The organism is Bacteroides uniformis (genome assembly GCF_025147485.1).
GTDB lineage: Bacteria > Bacteroidota > Bacteroidia > Bacteroidales > Bacteroidaceae > Bacteroides > Bacteroides uniformis.
The window spans coordinates 4,149,272-4,170,363 of the sequence record NZ_CP102263.1 but is presented as its reverse complement, the minus strand read 5'-3'; the positions used below and the strand labels follow the sequence as shown (position 1 = coordinate 4,170,363).

18 protein-coding genes and 2 tRNA genes are annotated in these 21,092 nt (G+C 48.2%); 5 read left to right on the top strand and 15 right to left on the bottom strand.

Going from position 1 to position 21,092, the window contains the following annotated elements; all coding sequences use genetic code 11:
* Positions 1-54: 54 nt before the first annotated feature.
* From NQ510_RS16980 to rho, 7 genes are all read right to left on the bottom strand, one after another.
* Positions 55-1,749: a B12-binding domain-containing radical SAM protein gene (locus NQ510_RS16980; RefSeq protein ID WP_005831566.1), complete on the bottom strand. Its 1,695-nt coding sequence runs from the start codon at positions 1,747-1,749 to the stop codon at positions 55-57.
* Between the two features lie 460 nt (positions 1,750-2,209).
* A tRNA-His gene (locus NQ510_RS16975) sits at positions 2,210-2,283 on the bottom strand.
* A 90-nt stretch (positions 2,284-2,373) separates the two neighbouring features.
* Positions 2,374-3,519 carry a CapA family protein gene (locus tag NQ510_RS16970; protein WP_005831561.1) on the bottom strand — a complete coding sequence of 382 codons (1,146 nt, stop codon included), beginning with the start codon at positions 3,517-3,519 and terminating at the stop codon, positions 2,374-2,376.
* Positions 3,520-3,526: 7 nt separating this feature from the next.
* Positions 3,527-4,408, bottom strand: coding sequence for a bifunctional methylenetetrahydrofolate dehydrogenase/methenyltetrahydrofolate cyclohydrolase FolD (gene folD / locus NQ510_RS16965; RefSeq protein WP_005831560.1), 882 nt, complete (start codon positions 4,406-4,408; stop codon positions 3,527-3,529).
* Positions 4,409-4,419: 11 nt separating this feature from the next.
* Positions 4,420-5,742 carry a signal recognition particle protein gene (ffh, locus tag NQ510_RS16960; RefSeq protein ID WP_005831559.1) on the bottom strand — a complete coding sequence of 441 codons (1,323 nt, stop codon included), beginning with the start codon at positions 5,740-5,742 and terminating at the stop codon, positions 4,420-4,422.
* A gap of 193 nt (positions 5,743-5,935) precedes the next feature.
* Positions 5,936-7,402: a sulfatase family protein gene (locus NQ510_RS16955; RefSeq protein ID WP_005831557.1), complete on the bottom strand. Its 1,467-nt coding sequence runs from the start codon at positions 7,400-7,402 to the stop codon at positions 5,936-5,938.
* Positions 7,403-7,535: 133 nt separating this feature from the next.
* The gene (gene rho, locus NQ510_RS16950; protein ID WP_005831553.1) at positions 7,536-9,581 is read right to left on the bottom strand and encodes a transcription termination factor Rho; all 2,046 of its coding nucleotides are present in this window, start codon (positions 9,579-9,581) and stop codon (positions 7,536-7,538) included.
* A gap of 292 nt (positions 9,582-9,873) precedes the next feature.
* On the opposite strand from rho, the gene NQ510_RS16945 reads away from it, so the two are divergent.
* A complete protein-coding gene (locus tag NQ510_RS16945) occupies positions 9,874-10,707 on the top strand; it encodes a 4Fe-4S binding protein (RefSeq protein ID WP_034526131.1) in 834 nt (277 codons plus the stop codon).
* A 3-nt stretch (positions 10,708-10,710) separates the two neighbouring features.
* On the opposite strand, the gene tilS is transcribed toward NQ510_RS16945, so the two are convergent.
* Complete coding sequence (gene tilS / locus NQ510_RS16940) at positions 10,711-11,979, bottom strand: tRNA lysidine(34) synthetase TilS (protein WP_005831546.1); 1,269 nt, start codon at positions 11,977-11,979, stop codon at positions 10,711-10,713.
* A 346-nt stretch (positions 11,980-12,325) separates the two neighbouring features.
* Here tilS and feoB point away from each other — a divergent pair, with 346 nt between their 5' ends.
* From feoB to NQ510_RS16920, 4 genes are all read left to right on the top strand, one after another.
* Positions 12,326-14,797 carry a ferrous iron transport protein B gene (feoB, locus tag NQ510_RS16935; protein WP_034526129.1) on the top strand — a complete coding sequence of 824 codons (2,472 nt, stop codon included), beginning with the start codon at positions 12,326-12,328 and terminating at the stop codon, positions 14,795-14,797.
* Positions 14,797-15,012: a hypothetical protein gene (locus tag NQ510_RS16930; RefSeq protein WP_369739527.1), complete on the top strand. Its 216-nt coding sequence runs from the start codon at positions 14,797-14,799 to the stop codon at positions 15,010-15,012. The genes feoB and NQ510_RS16930 overlap by 1 nt, the downstream gene beginning before the upstream one ends.
* 68 nt (positions 15,013-15,080) lie before the next feature.
* A tRNA-Cys gene (locus tag NQ510_RS16925) sits at positions 15,081-15,152 on the top strand.
* A 129-nt stretch (positions 15,153-15,281) separates the two neighbouring features.
* Positions 15,282-15,818, top strand: coding sequence for a TlpA family protein disulfide reductase (locus NQ510_RS16920; RefSeq protein ID WP_005831535.1), 537 nt, complete (start codon positions 15,282-15,284; stop codon positions 15,816-15,818).
* A 74-nt stretch (positions 15,819-15,892) separates the two neighbouring features.
* Here the strand turns inward: NQ510_RS16920 and NQ510_RS16915 are convergent, their stop codons facing one another.
* From NQ510_RS16915 to NQ510_RS16885, 7 genes are all read right to left on the bottom strand, one after another.
* On the bottom strand, positions 15,893-16,630 hold the full coding sequence (locus NQ510_RS16915; RefSeq protein WP_005831533.1) for a class I SAM-dependent methyltransferase: 738 nt from the start codon (positions 16,628-16,630) through the stop codon (positions 15,893-15,895).
* A complete protein-coding gene (locus tag NQ510_RS16910; RefSeq protein ID WP_008664928.1) occupies positions 16,627-16,812 on the bottom strand; it encodes a hypothetical protein in 186 nt (61 codons plus the stop codon). Before NQ510_RS16910 ends, NQ510_RS16915 begins: the two co-directional genes overlap by 4 nt.
* Positions 16,813-16,841: 29 nt before the next feature.
* Positions 16,842-17,219: a VOC family protein gene (locus NQ510_RS16905; protein ID WP_005831529.1), complete on the bottom strand. Its 378-nt coding sequence runs from the start codon at positions 17,217-17,219 to the stop codon at positions 16,842-16,844.
* A gap of 49 nt (positions 17,220-17,268) precedes the next feature.
* A complete protein-coding gene (locus tag NQ510_RS16900) occupies positions 17,269-18,414 on the bottom strand; it encodes a DUF4468 domain-containing protein (protein WP_005831527.1) in 1,146 nt (381 codons plus the stop codon).
* A 39-nt stretch (positions 18,415-18,453) separates the two neighbouring features.
* Positions 18,454-19,188, bottom strand: a complete 735-nt coding sequence (locus NQ510_RS16895) for an MBL fold metallo-hydrolase (protein ID WP_005831526.1) — start codon at positions 19,186-19,188, stop codon at positions 18,454-18,456.
* A gap of 82 nt (positions 19,189-19,270) precedes the next feature.
* Positions 19,271-19,975, bottom strand: coding sequence for a pirin family protein (locus NQ510_RS16890; protein ID WP_005831524.1), 705 nt, complete (start codon positions 19,973-19,975; stop codon positions 19,271-19,273).
* A gap of 99 nt (positions 19,976-20,074) precedes the next feature.
* The gene (locus tag NQ510_RS16885) at positions 20,075-21,076 is read right to left on the bottom strand and encodes a 2-hydroxyacid dehydrogenase (protein ID WP_005831522.1); all 1,002 of its coding nucleotides are present in this window, start codon (positions 21,074-21,076) and stop codon (positions 20,075-20,077) included.
* Between the last annotated feature and the right edge of the window lie 16 nt (positions 21,077-21,092).

The following is a 21,092-nucleotide window of genomic DNA, read 5'->3' as shown; positions in this document are numbered from 1 at the left end:
AATGAGGGCATAACTCGCCGCAGGTTACACAGATTGCTATAGAATTTCTGATAATCAAGAACTTTTATCTGTGTTAATCTGCGGTGATTGTGTATTTTGATACCTCTCCATTATTCCTTTGGCTTTGAATACTGGTTCTGCTTTTTGTATTTCCGATTCGAAGCCGAACCAATAACCATTTTGGGTATTGTCGTCAATGGGTAGAAAACATAAGCGGAGGCTTTCTTTGTAGTTTCCATAGATGACTTCCCAATATTCCGGTGGCATCTGGCGCTTGGTCTTGACTTTCTCTGCTGGTTTTTTCTTTAATGACATGCCTGCCTCTATCCAGGCAATGGTGACCATGATTTTATAGGCCGGATAATGCATACTGCAGAATTCATAGAGTACGAGGCCTCGCTTTTCCAGGCTCATGGGCTGGTCTATAAGATTTTTATCGATTAAAAATTCCAGAAAGCGACGTAGGAAGTCGTTGTCATCCAGAATCAGCTTGCGGGTGATGGCTTGCCAAGCAGTTGTGTTATAGAATCCATCCAGAAGACGTGACAGTTGCCGGGCTGTTTGAAGCTCGTTGACACTGATTTCATTTGTTTGAAGCACTTCATAAGGGGGGAGAGGAGAATATCGGATGCCTAGTTCTTCCGCTCTTCTTCTCATTTCTGTGCCGGGAAGTAACTTCAGGGATTCAAGCTGTATCTCGCCGGCATTGTATCCGGCAAGTGTACGCACATCTTCAAATATTTCGGATAGGCGGTATAGAGGCAAGCCGGCAATGAGGTCGGCGTGTGTTTCCATATTGGGTAGGGAACATAGGAAACGAAGACCTTGCAGTGAGTCCTCCAGGCTTCCCATCCGACGGCTTTTCTGGAGGACCGGTTCGCGCAGGCTTTGAATACCGGCCTCGAGATGGAGCAATCCTTTAGGTAGCTTTTTCAATTCATTTTTCAGCTCTTCGGATAATAGTGCAGGGTGTATTTCTAAGTGAAAGCATATGTCCGGGTTGAATTCCAGGAAAAGTTGCAGTAATTCTTTAGCACGGCGCGGATTATAATTAAAGGTCCGGTCGAGGACGCGTACGTTTTTTATTCCATGACTGTGGATAATTTGAAGGCGTTCACGGATACTTTCAATGGACAGTGTGCGCACCGGTTTTTCTTCACCGCTGACGCAGAATGCGCATGTGTTGAAACAGCCTCGGGTAGTCTCCAGTTGTACGAATGGTTTGCTCCAGTTGAAAAAACAGCTGTTTTCCGGTGGTACGAGCCGTGAAAAGTTAAGTACACGGGCTATGCCGTTGTCTATATATTGCTTTTGAGGATTCATATAGCAGAGTCCCGGAATACTGTTCCATTTTTCCGGCTGGTTCCAGCAAGACAGCCATTGGGGGAATGCTTCTTCTCCCTCTCCCCTGAATACACAGTCGATGAAAGGGTTTTTATGCAGAAAGTCTTCATTGTTTCCTAAGAATTCAGGTCCACCCAAGATGAAGCAGCTATTGGGAAGCAATGCTTTTAATCTCGCTGTGATGTGCAACAGTTGTTCGTGGTTGAACAACCATGTCGTTGCGGCAATGATGTCGGGTTGGTGCCGGTATATTTCGTCGACAATCATTCCTACGTTTTCATTGATGGTGGCAGATACGATTTCCCATTTTACGGAATTGTTCTTTGCTATTTGTGCGTGCAGTGCAGGGAGTGCCAACGAAGAGTGTGCATACGAGCTATTGAGGTCTATCCAGAGAATTTTCATATTTGATTGAATTTCATCTTTGCAAAGATAACTGATTTTGCTTTTCGTATAAACAAAAAGGGTTATATTTGCATGTCGGAAATCGAAAATAGTAGAGTTATTGGTATAGAATGTTTTTTGAAAGATGAAATATTCTTTTTGTATTCTTATTTCTATAAGGTGATAACGGGTTGTCTTATCACTGGCTTGATAAAGTAAGGAAGGAAGTACTATTAAGTGTGATTGATACAGAATGCAAAATATCGGAATAAGTTTCCAGCTATTTTGAACATTTTGAGAAAGTAAACTCTTTTGTACAAGGACTGGTTTAGGTAATTGATTCCTTCCTATGATGTAGGGATACTCTGTGAGGAGTATCCCTACAATTTTTTACATTGATTCCACGTTGCCTCCCTTTGGGGGATTGTTTGGACAATAACAAAAAAAGAGGAATATTCTTTCGAATTTCCTCTTCTTTGCGGGTGGCAGATGGGACTCGAACCCACGACATTCAGAACCACAATCTGACGCTCTAACCAACTGAACTACAGCCACCATGTTAGTGCATTTCTTAAATGCGGTGCAAAGATAGGGATAATCTTTAATATTGCAAAGAATGAGACGAAAATTTTTGAGATTTCTGCATTATTTTTTCTTCTCGTAGATACCTATATTGTGCTGCTGGAGCAGCTTTCGAGAGCTTTTGACAAAGATTTCCAGGTGTTTACGAGCTTCCGGCGTTAAATGTTCTGTAGGAAAACTGGCAGGATAAAGAATGTAATTTTTTTCTTTAGTAAGTTCCGGCCGGCCGGTCCAGACCAGATTATATCCACAATAGGAAACACGACAGTATGGAAAAGGCAGAGGATTGGAGTCTGGCAGGGGCGTCTGACTCTGACCGGTGTAAGAGGGACGGATGGGTTGGGGGAGAGGATGTTTCTCCAACTGCAAAGTGAAGATAAGGCCGCCGTCAGTGTTGGCCTTGCTCATATTGGAAATGAAGTTTCCCAAGGAGTAGACTATGATGTGCTGTTCGGTACCGTTGGTACGTAGTTCCATCGGTTGAATGACGTGAGGGTGTGAACCGATAATATGTGTTACGCCTTGTTGGAGCAACCAGTTGGCCAGTTCGCGTTGCTCACGGTTGGGAAGGGACTGATATTCCTCTCCCCAATGCATGCAGGCAATAATGGCATCCGGTTGGCGTGCCTTGGCACTTTGGATATCTTGCAGGATGGTATTCTTATCAATATAGTTTACGATATTGGGAGAGGTAGCCTTGATACCATTGGTGCCGTAAGTATAGTTGAGTAGGGCAATGCGAAAGCCGTTTCTGTTGATGAACAGGGGATAGCGTTGCCTGCGCTCCGACAGATTCTTGTAGGTGCCTGCGTAACGAATACCGGAGGAGTCAAGCAATTGTATGGTACGCTCCATTCCCTTTTTTCCACGGTCCAGACAGTGGTTGTTGGCTGTCAGTAAAATATCGAATCCGGCGTCCTTTATGGCCTGAAGATATTCATCGGGGGCGCTGAACATTGGATAGCCCCGATAGGGCCTGCCCCCCAATGTGACTTCCAGATTTCCTATGGCGAGGTCTGCCTGGGATATTTGCTCTTTTATGAGGGAGAAGCAGGAGGAGTAGTCATATTTTCCTTCAGATACATGTGCAGCGTCTATTTGTGCCTGGTGCTGCATCAGGTCGCCGACAAATAATAGCGTAATCCTTTCCTGCGAGGAAAGGGTTACGCTATACAGTAGGACAACAATGAAGACGGCGAGCGTTTTCATCGCCTTGTTATTGGTAGATTGCTTTCTTGCCGGCGAGCAATGTATTCTTCATAAGGGAAACGATGGTCATGGGACCTACGCCTCCCGGTACGGGGGTAATGAATGAACATTTGGGAGCTACTTCGTCGAATTTCACATCACCGGTCAACTTGAACCCGGATTTCTTGGAGGTATCGGGCACACGGGTAGTACCTACATCAATAACGACAGCGCCTTCCTTGACCATTTCCGCCTTAACAAAGTTCGGTTGTCCCAACGCAGCAATGATGATGTCCGCTTCCTGGCATTCCTTTACCAGGTCTTTGCTGCGGCTGTGGCATACGGTCACTGTGGCATCACCGGGATAAGCCTTCTGCATCATCAGGGCAGCCATGGGTTTGCCGACAATGTTACTGCGTCCCAATACCACGCATTTCTTGCCTGAAGTCTCTATCTGATAGCGCTTCAGCAGTTCGAGGATACCGTTGGGAGTAGCGGATACATAGCAGGGAAGGCCAATGGACATCCGTCCCACGTTGATGGGATGAAAGCCGTCCACATCCTTGCGGTAGTCGATGGTTTCAATCACTTTCTGCTCGGAGATATGCTTGGGCAAGGGAAGCTGTACGATGAAACCGTCCACATCCGCATCCTCGTTCAATTCGCGTACCTTGGCGAGCAGTTCCTTTTCGGTAACGTCTGCCTCGTAACGGATAAGTGAGGACTTGAATCCGCAAACTTCGCATGCTTTTACTTTGGCGGCAACGTAGGTTTCGCTACCTCCATCGTGTCCTACAAGAATGGCGGCCAGATGCGGGCGTTTACCCCCACGAGCCACTATTTCGGCTACTTCTGCTGCAATCTCTTGCTTTACTTGCTCTGAAATTGCTTTTCCATCAATCAGTGTCATAGGCTGTTATCTTATCTTTTAAGTTTCGGCATCATCTTACCCATCTTGCTGCCAGTGACCATCTTCATCATCTTGCGGGTCTGGTCAAACTGTTTCAGCAGGCGGTTTACTTCCTGAATATTCGTACCGCTACCTTTGGCAATGCGCTGGCGGCGTGAACCGTTCAGAATGGCCGGATTGCTGCGTTCTTCCGGAGTCATGGAGTAGATGATGGCTTCAATGCTCTTGAAGGCATTGTCGTCAATGTCTATATCCTTGATGGCTTTGCCTACGCCCGGTATCATGGAGGCAAGTTCCTTCAAGTTACCCATTTTCTTGATTTGTGCAATCTGGCTCAGGAAGTCGTTGAAGTCGAACTGGTTCTTGGCAATCTTCTTTTGCAGGCGTTTGGCTTCTTCCTCGTCATATTGTTCCTGCGCACGTTCCACCAAAGATACGATGTCACCCATACCGAGAATACGGTCGGCCATACGTGAGGGATGGAACTGGTCGATGGCATCCAGCTTTTCACCGGTACCTACAAACTTGATGGGCTTGTTTACCACCGAACGGATAGAAAGGGCGGCACCACCGCGGGTATCACCATCCAGTTTGGTCAATACTACACCATTGAAGTCGAGCCGTTCGTTGAATTCCTTAGCGGTATTCACTGCATCCTGACCGGTCATTGAATCCACTACGAACAGAATCTCGTCCGGATTGATGGCCTTCTTGATGGCGGCAATCTCGTTCATCATCTCCTCATCCACTGCCAGACGACCGGCTGTATCGACAATTACAAGGTCGTAACCTTTGGCTTTGGCTTCTTGGATGGCATTTTGGGCAATGGCTACCGGATTTTTGCTGTCCGGTTCCGAGTACATCGGTACGTCAATCTGTTCAGCCAGTACACGCAACTGCTCGATAGCGGCAGGACGGTACACGTCACAAGCCACCAATAACGGCTTTTTGTTCTTCTTGCTCTTCAGCATGCGGGCCAGCTTTCCGGAGAAAGTTGTTTTACCGGAGCCTTGCAAACCGGACATTAGGATAATGGCAGGCTTGGAGTCGAGGTTTATTTCAGAAGTCTCGCCGCCCATGAGCTGGGTCAGTTCATCGTGTACGATTTTTACCATCAGCTGGCTGGGCTTAACGGCTGTCAGCACGTTTTGTCCCAAGGCTTTTTCCTTAACGGTATCGGTGAAGTTTTTGGCTACCTTATAGTTCACGTCGGCATCCAAAAGTGCCTTACGTACGTCTTTCAGGGTTTCCGCAACATTGATTTCGGTGATTTTGCCCTCACCTTTCAAAATTTTAAACGACCTTTCAAGTCTCTCGCTTAAATTATCGAACATAGTATCTAATTACAATTACTAAATTACAAATTACTCTTATTGAGGCGCAAAAGTACAAAAAATCCCTTTAACTGCCTTCTTTTGAAGCAGAATATTATTGAAGACTTGCAGCGGGATGGGCGAAAAGAATGGAAGTGCCGGTCAAGGCACTGATAATCATCTATATTATTCTGTTTTTTTTAGTTCTTTTTGCTTACTTTCTATTGATAATGTCTCTGGCGCAGGGTCCTTCGTGGTTGGGATATCCCGGTGCGTGGCTGCGCCATCTCTTGTCGGCTTCAACTTTCAGGCTTCGGTAGTCGTCCTGTGTGCGGCGGATGTAGTCGTCCAGCAGTGCCCGGTGCTCGGCCAGAATCTTTGAGTATTTGGGGTCATGGGCAAGGTTTCGTCTTTCTCCTTTATCCTTCAGCATATCATACAGTTCTTCCCCGTTGCCTTCCAGATAGTGTGTGTATTTGTATCTGGGACTGCGTATCATCCGTCCCGGGCTGACGGTCACTTCGTATTCACTGTGCCATTCGGAGGCTGCATAGGGGTGCTGTCTCTTTTGCTTCTCGCCTTTCAGGAAAGGGGCAAGGCTGATGCCGGGCTTGGAGGAAGGCACCGGAATGCCTGCCAGTTCACAGAGAGTGGGCAGCAGGTCGATAGTGGGTTGGGTCAGTAAATCTTCCACCGGTTTTTGACGGGGATGAATACCGGGACCGGCTATGATGAAGGGCACATTTGTCATTTCTTCGTAAAAGCTGACCTGCTTGGTTACCATGCGGTGTGACCCCATTCCGTCTCCGTGGTCTGCCAGTACAATGACAATTGTATTTTTGCCGGCGGGAGTGGAGTAGAGGGCTTCCAGTACACTCTCTATCTGTCTGGCCACTATCCGCGTGTAATGCTGGAAGGCGGCGACGTAGTGCCGGTAATTGTCCTCGTTCCAGTGGGCGGCTTGCATCATCCTCCGGTGGCTGCAGCAGATGTACTGAATGGGCAACGGAAGTTTTTCCCAGTCTTCCACTTCAAAGTTTTCGGGTAGTAGCGGGAGTGGGGTACTGATGGGGCTATCTATGTGCTCCCCTTTATTTTCGCCTACATATCCGCAGATATTGTGCGGGTTTTGGAAATCGGCTATGCAGATGAAAGGTTCTTGCGGTGGATTGCTGAGATAGGCCACGGCATCCTCGCAGGTTCCTACATCCAGAAAGCTGTCATTGTTGACGGGAAATTCGGGGTCGGTGAAGGGCTTGGCAACCGGTTCCTTGTGGCGGAATCCCCTTAGGGAACCCATGTCATGGGTTTTGCCAAAGTGGACGGCCTCATAACCGTTGGCGGTGAAGAGGCTTCCCAGGGTCGGAATGCTGTCGGGCAGCGGAGGATTGATGTGTTCGGCCGAGTTGGAACGTACATTGGTTTGATGCGGCATCAGTCCGCTCCATAAGGCAGCGCGTGACGGTTGGCTGAGGGGGCATCCCACGTATGCGTTGGCAAATGTTACACCTTGGGAGGCAATTCGGTCTATAGGTGGAGTGCAGCTGGGGTCGGCACCGTATGCGCCTACTACCCGCTGGGTCAGATGGTCGCATTGGATAATAAGAAAATTGGGCGATTGCTGTGCCATTACCGGAAAGCTGCACAATGCCATTCCCATAAAAGAGTGAATCGTTTTCATCAGATTTGGATTTTATTTGTTCAAGGTTATTGTATGGTGGCAAATGTATGAAAAAACGGATATAAAAAAAGCTTCCACCTACGTTTATGAACGTAAATGGAAGCTTTTGTACAATATCTGTATGCAGTTGCTGTTAACTGTTCATGCTCATCAGGAATTCGTCGTTGTCTTTGGTCTTCTCCAGACGGTCTTTTACGAAGTCCATGGCTTCTATCGGATTCATGTCGGCAAGGTACTTGCGGAGAATCCACATGCGGTCCAGTGTCTGCTTGTCTTGCAGCAGGTCGTCGCGGCGGGTGCTGGAGGCAACGATGTTGACAGCCGGGAAGATACGCTTGTTGGACAAGTTGCGGTCGAGCTGCAACTCCATATTACCCGTACCCTTGAATTCTTCGAAGATAACCTCGTCCATCTTTGAGCCAGTGTCAATCAAGGCAGTGGCAAGGATGGTCAGTGAACCGCCGCCCTCGATGTTACGTGCTGCACCGAAGAAGCGTTTGGGCTTATGTAATGCGTTGGCATCCACACCACCGGAAAGCACTTTGCCGGAAGCCGGGGATACGGTGTTGTAGGCACGTGCCAGGCGGGTGATGGAGTCGAGGAAGATGACAACATCGTGTCCGCATTCCACCATGCGTTTTGCTTTTTCAAGGACGATGCCGGCAATCTTCACGTGGCGTTCTGCCGGTTCGTCGAAGGTAGAGGCGATTACTTCCGCATTGACGGTACGCGCCATGTCGGTAACTTCCTCCGGGCGTTCGTCGATGAGCAGCATAATCATGTAGACTTCCGGATGATTGGCGGCAATGGCGTTGGCAATGTCTTTCATCAAGATGGTCTTACCGGTTTTGGGCTGTGCCACAATCAAGGCACGCTGGCCCTTACCGATGGGGGCAAACAAGTCTACGACACGGGCCGACATAGAGTCGGAGTATCCACCTTTGCAAAGCTTGAACTTCTCGTCCGGGAAGAGGGGGGTGAGGTGCTCGAACGGTACGCGGTCGCGTACGAAAGCCGGGTCACGTCCGTTTATTTTGGATACTTTTACCAGCGGGAAGTACTTTTCGCCTTCTTTCGGGGGACGGATTACGCCTTCTACCACATCACCGGTTTTCAGGCCGAACAATTTGATTTGTGATTGTGATACGTAAATATCGTCCGGTGAGGACAAATAGTTGTAATCGGAGGAACGGAGGAAGCCGTAGCCATCCTGCATGATTTCCAGTACACCGGTTCCGGTGAGGATGTCATCGAATTCGTACGTCTTCTCGCGTTCTATTACGGGTTTGCGTTCCGGAGCGGCGGGATAGTTCTCTCCGTTGTTATACGGTTGTGCAGGGCGCTGCTGCACGGGGCGCTGTTGGTTATAGCCACCGTTGCGGTTGTTATTGTTGTTGTTATTGTATGGGTTGTTGTTGTCGCGGGCGCGGAGGCGCGGGCGTTGTGGCTGTTGCGGTTCGGCTGGGGCAGCGGCAGCGGCAGGAGTGGGAGTGGCGGGAGTTTCCGCTTTGGTCGCTTCGAATTTGCCGATAAGTTCGGATGGCAATTCTATTTTTTCCGTAGGGAGGTCTTCAATGGGGATGAAGTCATCTGCCGCTTCGGCCAGGATAGGGCTTTCGTCCGGTACGATATTCTTTTCTGCTTTGGCTTCTGCCTGAGGTTCTGTTTTCGGAGCTTTAGCCTCGAAGTTCAATTCCGGTTCGGCAACCTTCGGGGTTTCTGTTGCTTGGGGTGCAGCAGTCTCTTCCTTTACCTTGCGGGGGCGTCCCGGTTTGCGTTTGGGTACGGCGGCTTCTTTGGCTGGCGCCGGCGTTGCAGCTTCTATGGTCGGTTCTTGGGGTGCTTCCACAGTTTTGGGTTGTTCTTTCGCAGCCGGTGCTTCCTCTGTTTTGGCTTTGGTGAGGTCTCCGTTTTTATTGGCTGAGAACACTTTGTCGGCACCTTCCTTTTTTACGGTCTTTACAGTGACGCGCGAGCGTTTTTGCTTTTCCCCTTTACGCTCTTCCTTCAGCTTGTCGGCGGCAACTTTCTTGGTAGCGCCTGCGATAGCTTGTTCGTCAAGTATCTTGTAAACAAGTTCTTCTTTTTTGAGTGAGTCTGTTTTTTTTATACCCAGTTCTTGGGCAATAGTTTGTAGTTCCGACAAATTTTTGTCGTTCAGTTGAATGATGTTATACATACAGTATATATGTGAATGGTTTAAAATTTACTTTTATTGAAAGGCATAAGTGCACAGTTGCAGTTGTTGTAGGAAGCAACTTGGGCAAGTTTACCTTGTGATATATGATTTATATGGGATATTTATTATTGAACCGGAAATCTGATAAACAATTCTTGCCACAGCAAGAAGTCGCAGAATGTTTCAACGGTGCAAAGGTAATAAATATTTTTGGTTTCATAAACAAATCATCTTTTTTTTAAATTTAAAACTTTATCTTTGCTGTATTAACAACAACATGAAGGATTGGTTTATGAATATAGATGAAGTACAGTTGATAACTTTTTCACCTACTTGTACCTCTAAACAAGTGGGAGAGGCAATTGTTCACGGAACGGGAATTTCGTCTGTCTCCAAAGTGGACCTCACCTTGGAGGCGGCGGGTAAAAGGGAGGTGCCTTCCCATGCTTTGGCGGTCATCACGGTGCCCGTATATGGCGGTCATGTGGCTCCTTTGGCATTGGAGCGGATGAAGGAGCTTCATGCTGACGGTGCACCTGCCGTGGTTGTGGTGGTGTACGGCAACCGGGCCTATGAGAAGGCTTTGGTGGAATTGGATGCTTTTGTCACGAGGTTGGGCTTCAAGGTAATTGCAGGTGCTACGTTTGTAGGAGAGCACTCTTATAGCAGTGAGAAATATCCGGTGGCAGCCGGACGTCCGGATGCGGACGACTTGGAGTATGCAAAGCTTTTTGGTGAAAAAATACGTGCTAAAATTGCGGCGGCCGAAGATATGGAGAAACTGTATGGGGTGGATGTGACCCGTATCCAGCGTCCGCGCCAGCCTTTCTTCCCGTTGCTCCGCTTTTTGCGCAGAGTCGTCAAGTTGCGTAAGAGTGGGGTGCCTATGCCCCGTACTCCGCAAGTGGATGCGGAACGTTGTACGCATTGCGGATATTGCGTGAAGCATTGTCCTGCAGGAGCCATTATAAAAGGAGACGAGTGCAATACGGTTGCAGAGAAATGCATCAAATGTTGTGCTTGTGTGAAAGGCTGTCCGCAGAAGGCGCGCACGTATGACACGCCGTTTGCCGTATTGCTTTCCGATTGCTTCAAGAAACAGAAGGAGGACAGAATTATTCTGTGATGGCTACTGGTCGATGGTTGATACGACCAGCACTTTCCGGGTTTTTTTGTCTATTCTGAAACGGTTGTCCACCCGTTCTCCCACCAGCCAGATGATGTCATCTCCGCAGCAAAGCACCCATTGCCGTTCTTTGCGCAGAAGGGAGAACTTGCGGTCGGTCAGGTAGTCGCTTACCTTCTTCCGGCCTTTCATGCCGAAGGGCACGAAGCTGTCTCCCTGCCTGCAAAGGCGTAGCGAGAGGGGATGCTGGAGTTTGTCGGCATCAAAGCAGGCGGTGGCTTTGTTGCGTGGAATCATGAAATCCGGTGTATAAGGATGTTCTTTTATTTCCAATAAGGGCTTTACGGCTTCCTGTACGGGCTCTATCAACAACGAGCCGCGGTCTTTGATGACACGCCAGCCGGGGGTGGCAAAGACTTTGCCGGGCTGTCCGTCCAATGTCCGGCAGATGTCCCTTACTTGTGCGGCGTTGAATCCAAGCGGATGCAGAATTTCAAATAAGACCGTTTCCGGTGCCGCTTCTTGCCTCAGGGCGCCGATACTTATGCCTTCCGGTGTCTTGACTCGCAGTTTGGCTTCTTCTATACCTATATTATATATAGAGGCGGCATCGTCCAGATGCTCTGCCGTTTTGAGGATGCTTTCCTTGACGGAGGGGTTTATCTCCTGCATCATGGGAAGCAGGTTCAAGCGTATTTTGTTGCGGGTATATTCGTCCTGCAGATTGGTGCTGTCCGTCACGTAGGCTTGCCCGATACTTTCCAGATAACCGACGATTTCCTTTCTGTCCAGGCAGAGCAAGGGGCGGACTATATGTCCGTTTCGGGGGCGTATACCCCGCAATCCGTTGATGCCGGTACCGCGAATCAGATTGAGCAGCAATGTCTCTACACTGTCATCTTGATGGTGGGCGACGGCAATGACAGCTGCACTGCATGCTTCCCTTGTTTTTTCGAACCACGCGTAGCGCAATTCCCTTGCAGCCATTTCGATGGAGATATGCCGTTCCTTTGCTTCCTGCTCCGTGTTGAAGTGGACGGTGTGCAGCGTCACCCGGTGCTCCAGGCAGAGTTGGCGTACAAAGTGCTCGTCGCGGTCGGATTCCGCTCCGCGCAGATGGAAGTTGCAATGGGCGGCTTCGCATGTGTATCCCAGGCTGAGGAGCAGGCGCAGCAACGCCACGGAGTCCGCCCCGCCGCTCAGTGCCACAAGTATCTTGTCGTCCAGCGAGAAGAGCTTGTGGCGCTCGATGTATTGTACTACCTTCTGCATATTCAACTATAGAGTGGTGCAAAGATAGTGCAAACGATTTTTATTGCCATATCTGCAAGTATCTATTTTCAGAATCTCTATCGGCTAAGGTCGTATTTGCTAAAAGCTAATCTTACCACAGCTGTGTTTTATGCATACCACACCTTTGTTCTTTTCTTACCACAGCTGTGGTAAGAAAAGAACAAAGGTGTGGTGAAGTTACGATTTAGTATCTCTGGAAGTAGTGTTCTGCCTTCTGGGCATTATTGTTTAGTGTCTCTTATTTAAAAACATTCTAAATTATTTGTGCCTTGCGGACATAAGTATTATCTTTGCCCCCAAAATAGAAAAGAAAGGCAGAAAGACTATGCGTTTGTCCGAATTGAATACCGGTGAAAAAGGTGTAATCGTAAAAGTGCTGGGACACGGTGGTTTCCGCAAACGGATTGTGGAAATGGGATTTATTAAAGGTAAAACAGTGGAGGTCTTGCTGAATGCCCCACTACGCGACCCTATCAAATACAAAGTAATGGGATATGAGATTTCTCTTCGTCGGCAGGAGGCTGAGATGATAGAGATTATCAGTGAGCAGGAAGCTAAGGAGCAGGCTGTGCAGCCCGATTACCACGAGGGGTTGGGCGAAAACATGCATCTGGGCGAAGATGAGCTGAAGCAACTGGCCCTCGGCAAACGCCGCACCATAAATGTGGCTTTGGTGGGAAATCCCAACTGTGGTAAAACTTCTCTTTTCAACATCGCTTCCGGTTCGCACGAGCATGTGGGCAATTACAGTGGCGTTACGGTAGATGCCAAGGAGGGGTATTTTGATTTCCAAGGTTACCACTTCCGTATTGTCGACCTTCCCGGAACCTATTCCCTCTCGGCCTACTCCCCTGAAGAAATCTATGTCCGCCGGCACATTATCAATGAAACGCCGGATATCATTATCAATGTTGTGGACTCTTCCAACCTGGAACGCAATCTCTATCTCACCACCCAGCTGATTGACATGAACGTGCGCATGGTGATTGCACTGAACATGTACGATGAGCTGGAAGCCAGTGGAAACACGCTGGACTATGTAAAGCTCAGCCAGTTGTTCGGAGTTCCGATGTTGCCTACGGTCAGCCGTAGCGGAAAAGGCATTGAACAGCTGTTCCATGTGATTATCAATATTTACGAAGGCGGCGACTTCCTCGACCATAAGGGCAGGATGCGCAGCGAGATATTGAGTGACCTTCGCAGCTGGCATCAGGAGTATGTTCCCGACCATGACTTCGGCAGCCATAAAGAAGAGGTGGAACAGCCGCGCGGCTTTTTCCGCCATATCCACATCAATCACGGTCCCGAGCTGGAACGTAGCATTGAGGAGGTGAAGCGCGTCATCAGCGTCAATGAGAACATCCGTCACAAATATTCCACGCGTTTCCTTGCCATCAAGTTGCTGGAGAACGACGAAGACTTGAAAAAGATTGTGGAGGAGTTGCCCAATGGAAAGGAGATTCTTGCTGTCCGCGACCGGGAAGAGGCACGGATTGCCGAGGTGGTGAACGAGGAGAGCGAGCAGGCCATCACCGATGCCAAGTATGGTTTTATAGCCGGTGCCCTGCGCGAGACCTATGTGGACAATCATCAGGATACGTCGCGCACTACTCAAATCATAGACTCAATCGTTACTCACCGTGTATGGGGTTATCCCATTTTCTTCCTTTTCCTTTATCTGATGTTCGAAGGCACCTTTGTGCTGGGCGACTATCCTATGCAGGGGATTGAATGGCTGGTAGGCGAATTGGGCGACCTGATATGCAACAACATGTCCGAAGGACCGCTGAAGGACCTTCTAGTGGATGGTATTATCGGAGGTGTGGGCGGTGTCATTGTTTTCCTGCCGAATATTCTGTTGCTCTATTTCTTTATTTCCTTGATGGAAGACTCGGGCTATATGGCACGTGCCGCTTTCATTATGGATAAGATTATGCATAAAATGGGGCTGCATGGAAAGTCTTTCATTCCGCTGATTATGGGCTTTGGGTGTAATGTGCCCGCCATTATGGCTTCGCGTACCATCGAGAACCGCAAGAGCCGTCTGGTGACGATGCTCATCAATCCGCTGATGTCGTGCAGCGCTCGTCTACCCATCTATTTATTGCTGGTAGGCGCCTTCTTCCCGAACAATGCGAGCTTTGTGCTGTTAGTAATCTATGCCATCGGCATTCTGTTGGCAGTGGTCATGGCACGTCTTTTCTGCCGCTTTCTGGTGAAAGGAGACGATACGCCGTTTGTCATGGAGCTGCCGCCTTATCGTATGCCGACGTCCAAGGCCATCTTCCGCCATACGTGGGAGAAGGGGGCGCAGTATCTCCGCAAGATGGGAGGCATCATTATGGTGGCATCCATCGTTATCTGGGCATTGGGATATTATCCCAACCACGATGAATATGAAAGTGTGACGGAACAGCAGGAGAATTCCTACATCGGCCGGATTGGTAAAGCCATGGAACCGGTCATTGAACCGTTGGGATTCGACTGGAAGCTGGGCATCGGCATCCTTTCCGGCGTGGGCGCCAAGGAACTGGTGGTAAGCACGCTCGGAGTGCTTTATGCCGACGATGCCGAGGCAGATGCCGTAAGCTTGGGTGAACGCATTCCGATAACGCCCCTGGTGGCTTTCGGTTACATGGTGTTTGTGCTGATTTATTTTCCGTGCATCGCCACGTTGGCAGCCATTAAAGGGGAGTCGGGCAGTTGGAAGTGGGCCGTGTTTGCGGGGCTTTATACTACTGCGCTGGCCTGGCTGATGTCTTTCGCAATTTATCAGATAGGAGGTCTGTTTTTATGATGAATAGTTGGCAGGAGTGGGTAGTAGCCTTATTGTTGTTGCTCTGCGCTGTGCGGATTGGCATGAGTATTTATTCTTTTTCTCATCGGGTCAAAGAAAATGGTAATCCGTGTGATAGTTGTGCAAGTGGCTGTGAACTAAAGAATTTGTATGATAAGAAGCGTGCGGAGTGCAGTGGAGTGACGAAAAAAAAGAAGAAAAGTTGTTGCGGATAGTTGGTAGTTTCAAAAAAAGTGCTACCTTTGCATCCGCAAACGAGAAATAAAGAGTTCTTGTAAGAACCGGTACCTTGGATGAGTGGCTTAGTCAGCGGTCTGCAAAACCGTGTACGGCAGTTCGAATCTGCCAGGTACCTCGAAGAATAAAACTCCGAAACTGCTTTTTAAAAGTGTTTCGGAGTTTTTTGTTATAGGGAATTGTTTGCCCATTCTATAAAATATCATTCGCTGAATAGTTACAGCTTACTTATTAAAGATTGAATAAAATGAAAAAAGTTGGATTTCTGATTTTCTGTCTGTTTGCTATGTGCAGCATGGCAGGCAAGGCGCAGGATGTAGTGGCGGACAGTACCGGCTACATCGTTAAGGTAGGGGAGATGGCTCCAGATTTTACAGTGAAGCTGACGGATGGGAAAAGCATTACCCTTTCGGGACTTCGTGGGAAGGTGGTCATGTTGCAGTTTACCGCGAGCTGGTGTGGGGTATGCCGTAAGGAGATGCCTTTCATTGAGAAGGATATATGGCTGAAGCATAAGTCGAATCCGGATTTTATGCTGATTGGCATCGACCGTGACGAGCCGTTGGAGAAAGTGATTGCTTTTGGTAAGTCAACCGGAGTGACCTATCCTTTGGGTCTGGACCCGGGAGCGGATATATTTGCGAAGTATGCGCTCCGCAAGGCAGGTATCACACGCAATGTCCTGATTGATAAGGAAGGGCGTATTGTGAAGCTGACACGTCTGTATAACCCTGAAGAATTTGCTTCTCTGGTGAAGGAGATTGACGGAATGCTTTCTGAATAGTAGGAATAGGCAAGATATAAAAAAGGAAGTGCCCCCTAAAAGTTTTTGTCTAACTTTTAGGGGGCACTTCACTTTTATGCTTGTCGGGATAGTTTGGCAAGATAGTCATAATGTGTACCCTCTTTCACCAGCTCTGCTTTGAAGCCATTTTCGGCAGCATAGATGCTCAGGGTCTGAAAGTCGATATAGAGCCAGTCAAAGGAGTCGCCTTTGACATTCTTGTATTGCATCTGGAAGTCTACCTCTCCGTAGTAATCACCGGCAAGGTTGATAACAATACTGCCATCTTCCTCTTCGAACAGATAGCTCAGGTTGCTGGAATCCATTAAAACACAGCCTCCAGGCCGGAGCAGTAGCTTCATCTTCCGGAAAAAATCAGGCAGATTCTCCAACTTTCCGATAATGCCGGAACCGTTCATCAGCATCAGGATAGTGTCGTATTCATCGGCAAACTGTTCATTGAACAGATTGGTTTGTGATACGCTACGCACACCTCGCTGCTTCATCACTTCCACGGAAAGCGGGGAAATGTCGATGGCATGGACCTCTTTTCCGGCTTCTTGCAGGGTAAGGCTATGGCAACCGCTACCGGCACCCACATCCAGAATCTTTCCGGTCGCCATTTGCAGAGCAGTACGCTCCAGCAAGGGCATTTGCTTTTCTGTGCGGAATAGCTCTTCGACGGGAATTTCGTCCTCATCGAATTGTGAAGAGAACACGCGTAGGCGGTCGGCTTTATGCCGTTTAAAGTAATCGGCTATGGCTGCGCCCATCGGGTCCTTGTCGGCAGGCAATAAGGCTGTATTTATCATTTCTTATGTCTGTTAGCGCGTTTGCGGCGGATTTCTGCTTTCATTTTGGCTGAGGCGGAACCGTGTTGCCCGGTAATGTAGGTTTTCTTCTTGGCTTTGGTCTTTATCTTGTTTTCTTCTTTAGGTTTGTCCTTTTTGCCTTTGAAGACAATACCACCCATCATCGCTTCTTCTATACTCATATATTTCGTTGTTTTAGTGATGTAAAATATCATTTCTCCGGCAGTACCTCAATCCAATAGTCATCCGGGTCATTGATAAAGTACAGTCCCATTGCTGTGTTTTCGAAACATACCCATCCGTTTTCCTTATGGTATTGGCGTATGGCGTCGTAATCACCGGATACGCGGAAGCAGAGGTGACTCTCGTTCTCCCCTAATTCGTAGGCTTGTGGATGCTCCTTCAAGCAGGTCAGTTCCAGCAGGAAGCCGGTACTGCTGTCGGTCAGATAGACCAGAGTGAAAGAGCCGTCGGACGACTCTTTCCTATGATGTTCTTTCAGCCCCAGTGCCTTTTCGTAGAATGCGATGCTACGTTCCAAGTTGGTGACATTGATATTAAAATGGTCGAATTTACTTTTTATTTCCATTTGTTTATTTCTGATTTGATTATTTACAATTTACAGTCTGCGTGTGCGGTCATTTGACCATTGCTTTCAGAATTTCGCCTACATACGTGCGTGGCATACCTTCCATCGTTGCCGGTGAAGGCAGCTTCTTACATTCCAGAATGACCGTAGGCTCTGTCTGTCCCGTAGGATAGAAACGGATGGTATAGCTTTCTGCTTTTTCCATTTGTTCATACGGCTGGTCGGGCGACAGTATGCTGAATACAACTGGTTTGCCGTTGACTTTGCCCAAAGAACCTCCGGAGTTTGCTGTCATCATGGTCATGTTGAAAGGCTCTTGGCCGATGACGATAACCAATTTGCCTGCTCCGGTCTGGATGGCATCGGCTGACAATTGCTCGGGGGCTATGGTTTTGTATTCTTGCTGCTGGCTCTTTTGGGCAGGAACCAGTGCGGCAGGTTTCTTGACTTGGGGCACTTCGATGACTTGGGCATCTTTCACGATGCCTTCGGATGCCTTTTCAGCAGCCTGGGCAGGTTCCACGGTAACTTGTTTCTTCGGGGTGATTACCGTCGGACCGGAATTGACGACAGCCTTCACCTCTTTCTTTTCTTCCTTCTTTTCTTCTACCAGAGCTTTGGCAGTGGTGGCGCTCAATGCTTCTGCTGCTCCCAGGCAAAGGTCATCAACGAAGTCTACGGTTTTTCTGCGCCACTTGGCAAGTCCGCGTACCAGTTTGGTCTTCGCCTTGTTCAAGGCATACTTGTCTACAATCCACTCCTCGGCGGTATATTTTTCTTTTCCTTCGCGGTAGTTAAACCGTATCTTTTCTACTTCGAGCACGCTCTTTTCGGGTTGGCAGGTCACAGTCAGCTGGTAAAGGATTTTGGTACGGTCTAATGACAGAGCCGTAGAACTGAATACAATCCATTCATCCCCGATACCTACAATTTGTCCTTTCTCTTTGTCTGAGAATACTACACGGCTGGTATTTTCATTCTCTTTCAGACGGGCATCCATCCAGCCGAGCAGACGTTCGTAGATTTCATCCTGAGACATGCCGGGGATGCTGAATTCTTTGGTGAATACCACTTTGCCGTCCACCTCGGGAACAGCACCGGCCAGATATTTACTGTCGTCCCTATCCTGCGCCTGCAGCATGGCCGGCAGACAAAGGCAAAACAGTGTAAAAAGAAGTTGTGTCAAATTTTTCATAATAGTATGTGTTTTAATTATTAATTTACGAATTATGGGCTACAAGTTGGGGAGTTCGAAACTTTCACCACGGTGTGCAATGCTCAGAAAGCGGCATCCCTTGCTCTCGGCAAACTGCCGGAATGCGTTGCCTCCCTGATAATCTTCGCTGAAGTGCATCGGTACAAATATAGTGATTTTTATTCGTTCCACGAATTGTTCTGCTCCACGCATATAATCTTTTCCGATACGGCTGTCCACCGGAAACATGGCTACATCTACGGCAGGTGCAGTTTGCTGCAGCTCTCTCACTTCGGCCAGAAAGTCACCTTCGGCCTTGCGTATTTCCTGCGGAGTGGATTCCTCGCTCCAGTGCCAGTTGTTCAGGTCACCGGCATGGAACAGCCGTCTGCCCTGCAGGTCTATCAGGAAGGAGATACCCACATCGGTAGAACCGAAGGCCTGGATACGGATATGTTCGTCTTCGTAGGTGTCGCCCTTATTGATGTAGGTGGCATCTTCCGCTGAGGCGCGGCGGTGCTTCAGGATGTCTTTGGAGAATATGTAGCGGATGTCGGGCCGCAGTTTTTTCCATGAAAGAACTTCGCGATTGAAGTGGTCGGGATGGAAATGCGAGCATAGTACGTAGAGTACGCCCGGCTTTTCCAAGAGATAGTCGTGCACGATACCTTTATTGAAAACCTCTTCCGAGGAATCTTTATAGTAATCGATAATGACCGTCACTCCGTCCGCTTCAATCGCGAAGCCGCTATGGTAGATGTAATCAAGTTTCATTTACGGATTGAATTATAGCGCAATATTACAAAAAACGCTACACAAACTTCCGGTTTAAGCTGTTATTTTATGCAAAAGCACGCTACATCGGTACTTCTATGAAGAGAATGTGAGAGTCTTTCAATGTTTCCAGCTCAAAACTGCCGGTTTCGTATACTCCCATTCCGTCACGACGTGAGAGTATTGTGCCGTCCACTTTGACTTCACCTTCCATTACGAAGATGTATGCACCGGAATGCGATTGGTGCATGTGGTAGTCAATCTTCTTTCCGGCTTCTATTTCACCGATAGAAAACCAGGTCTGTTGTAGCAGTCTGGCAGGAGCATCGCCGTCAGGGGATACTATTAGTGCCATTTCATTTTTGCGCAGGAGTGGACGTACGTCGAAGTCCTGGTATGCGGGTGGTGTGTTCAGCTTTTCGGGCATCACCCAGATTTGCAGGAATTCTACCGCTTCAGTGTCACTGCCGTTCATTTCGCTGTGGTAGATGCCGGTGCCGGCGCTCATGGTTTGTATATCTCCCGGAGTGATGACGCGGCTGTTCTGATGATTGTCCCCATGTTTCAGTTTCCCTTTCAGGGGAATGGAGATGATTTCCATATTTTTATGAGGATGTGTGCCGAAGCCCTTTCCCGGAGCCACACGGTCGTCGTTCAGTACACGCAAGGCGCCGAAATTCATCCGGCGGGGATTGTAATACTCGTCGAAACTGAAGGTGTGGTGGCTGTCAAGCCAATCATATAGGGAATGACCTCTGCTGTCTGATTTGTCTATAACTTTTTTCATAATTTATTCCTTTTCTTAAAATGGTTTATGTACTAGTAACGCTTTGGAAAGCTATAAAGTTTAAAAACCGATGTCTAAGAATTTATAAATGAGTGGGGACTATGCCTTGACCTCGTTCTCCAGTGGCTTATGGTTCATAAAATCTTTGATGTTCTGCAAGGTTGTCGAAGCAATGTTTGCCAGTGCCTCGCGTGTGAAAAAGGCCTGGTGCGAAGTGACGATGACATTATTGAAGGACAGTAGCCGCGCCAGGGTATCGTCATCAATGATTTTGTCCGATTGGTCTTCATAGAAGTATTCGCTTTCCTCTTCGTACACATCCAGGCCGGCAGAGCCGATTTTCTTGTTTTTTAGTCCTTCAATCAGGGCGTTGGTATGGATGAGTTGTCCACGTCCGGTATTGATAATCATTACTCCGTCCTTCATTTTACTGATGGAATAGTCGTTGATGAGATATTTGGTCTGTTCAGTCAGCGGGCAGTGCAGGGAGATGATATCCGAATTGTGATATAGCTCATCCAGGCTGGTATATACCACTTGATGTTCACGGGCGAAATTATAGTCGGGATAGAGGTCGTAGGCAAGAATATTCATGCCGAATCCACGCAGGATACATATCAGTTTCTTGGCTATTTTTCCCGTGCCGATGATGCCTGCAGTTTTTCCGTACATGTCGAAGCCCAGAAGTCCGTGCAGCGAGAAGTTTCCGTCTCGTGTCCGCCAGGTAGCACGTGGAATTTTACGGTTGAGGGATAACATCAGGGCAACGGTATATTCTGCTACGGCATAAGGGGAGTAAGCAGGGACACGCACTACGGTAATGCCACGGTCGGCAGCTGCCTTTAAATCTACATTGTTGTAGCCGGCGCAGCGCAACGCCAATAATTTCACGCCGTTGTCTGCCATCAGACGGATAACTTCGGTATCGGCCGTGTCGTTCACGAAAATACAGACTGCGTCTACTCCTTGGGTTAAAATAACGTTGTGCTTGTTAAGATGCCCTTTATAGTAGCGGAGCTCAAAACCATATTCCTTGTTTTTTTCGTTGAAAGACGCTTCATCATAAGGTTTGCTGCCAAAAAATGCGATAGTGTATGCCATGGGATTTGTTGTTTTT

Excerpts from the sequence above, each read along its gene's own strand:
- NQ510_RS16910 (WP_008664928.1), bottom strand. The coding sequence starts at position 16,812 with ATGAGTATAGAAGAAGCGATGATGGGTGGTATTGTCTTCAAAGGCAAA.
- NQ510_RS16900 (WP_005831527.1), bottom strand. The coding sequence starts at position 18,414 with ATGAAAAATTTGACACAACTTCTTTTTACACTGTTTTGCCTTTGTCTG.
- NQ510_RS16895 (WP_005831526.1), bottom strand. The coding sequence starts at position 19,188 with ATGAAACTTGATTACATCTACCATAGCGGCTTCGCGATTGAAGCGGAC.
- NQ510_RS16955 (WP_005831557.1), bottom strand. The coding sequence starts at position 7,402 with ATGAAAACGATTCACTCTTTTATGGGAATGGCATTGTGCAGCTTTCCG.
- NQ510_RS16890 (WP_005831524.1), bottom strand. The coding sequence starts at position 19,975 with ATGAAAAAAGTTATAGACAAATCAGACAGCAGAGGTCATTCCCTATAT.
- NQ510_RS16970 (WP_005831561.1), bottom strand. The coding sequence starts at position 3,519 with ATGAAAACGCTCGCCGTCTTCATTGTTGTCCTACTGTATAGCGTAACC.
- NQ510_RS16930 (WP_369739527.1), top strand. The coding sequence starts at position 14,797 with ATGAATAGTTGGCAGGAGTGGGTAGTAGCCTTATTGTTGTTGCTCTGC.
- NQ510_RS16905 (WP_005831529.1), bottom strand. The coding sequence starts at position 17,219 with ATGGAAATAAAAAGTAAATTCGACCATTTTAATATCAATGTCACCAAC.
- ffh (WP_005831559.1), bottom strand. The coding sequence starts at position 5,742 with ATGTTCGATAATTTAAGCGAGAGACTTGAAAGGTCGTTTAAAATTTTG.
- tilS (WP_005831546.1), bottom strand. The coding sequence starts at position 11,979 with ATGCAGAAGGTAGTACAATACATCGAGCGCCACAAGCTCTTCTCGCTG.
- NQ510_RS16920 (WP_005831535.1), top strand. The coding sequence starts at position 15,282 with ATGAAAAAAGTTGGATTTCTGATTTTCTGTCTGTTTGCTATGTGCAGC.
- rho (WP_005831553.1), bottom strand. The coding sequence starts at position 9,581 with ATGTATAACATCATTCAACTGAACGACAAAAATTTGTCGGAACTACAA.
- NQ510_RS16915 (WP_005831533.1), bottom strand. The coding sequence starts at position 16,630 with ATGATAAATACAGCCTTATTGCCTGCCGACAAGGACCCGATGGGCGCA.
- NQ510_RS16980 (WP_005831566.1), bottom strand. The coding sequence starts at position 1,749 with ATGAAAATTCTCTGGATAGACCTCAATAGCTCGTATGCACACTCTTCG.
- folD (WP_005831560.1), bottom strand. The coding sequence starts at position 4,408 with ATGACACTGATTGATGGAAAAGCAATTTCAGAGCAAGTAAAGCAAGAG.
- NQ510_RS16885 (WP_005831522.1), bottom strand. The coding sequence starts at position 21,076 with ATGGCATACACTATCGCATTTTTTGGCAGCAAACCTTATGATGAAGCG.
- feoB (WP_034526129.1), top strand. The coding sequence starts at position 12,326 with ATGCGTTTGTCCGAATTGAATACCGGTGAAAAAGGTGTAATCGTAAAA.
- NQ510_RS16945 (WP_034526131.1), top strand. The coding sequence starts at position 9,874 with ATGAATATAGATGAAGTACAGTTGATAACTTTTTCACCTACTTGTACC.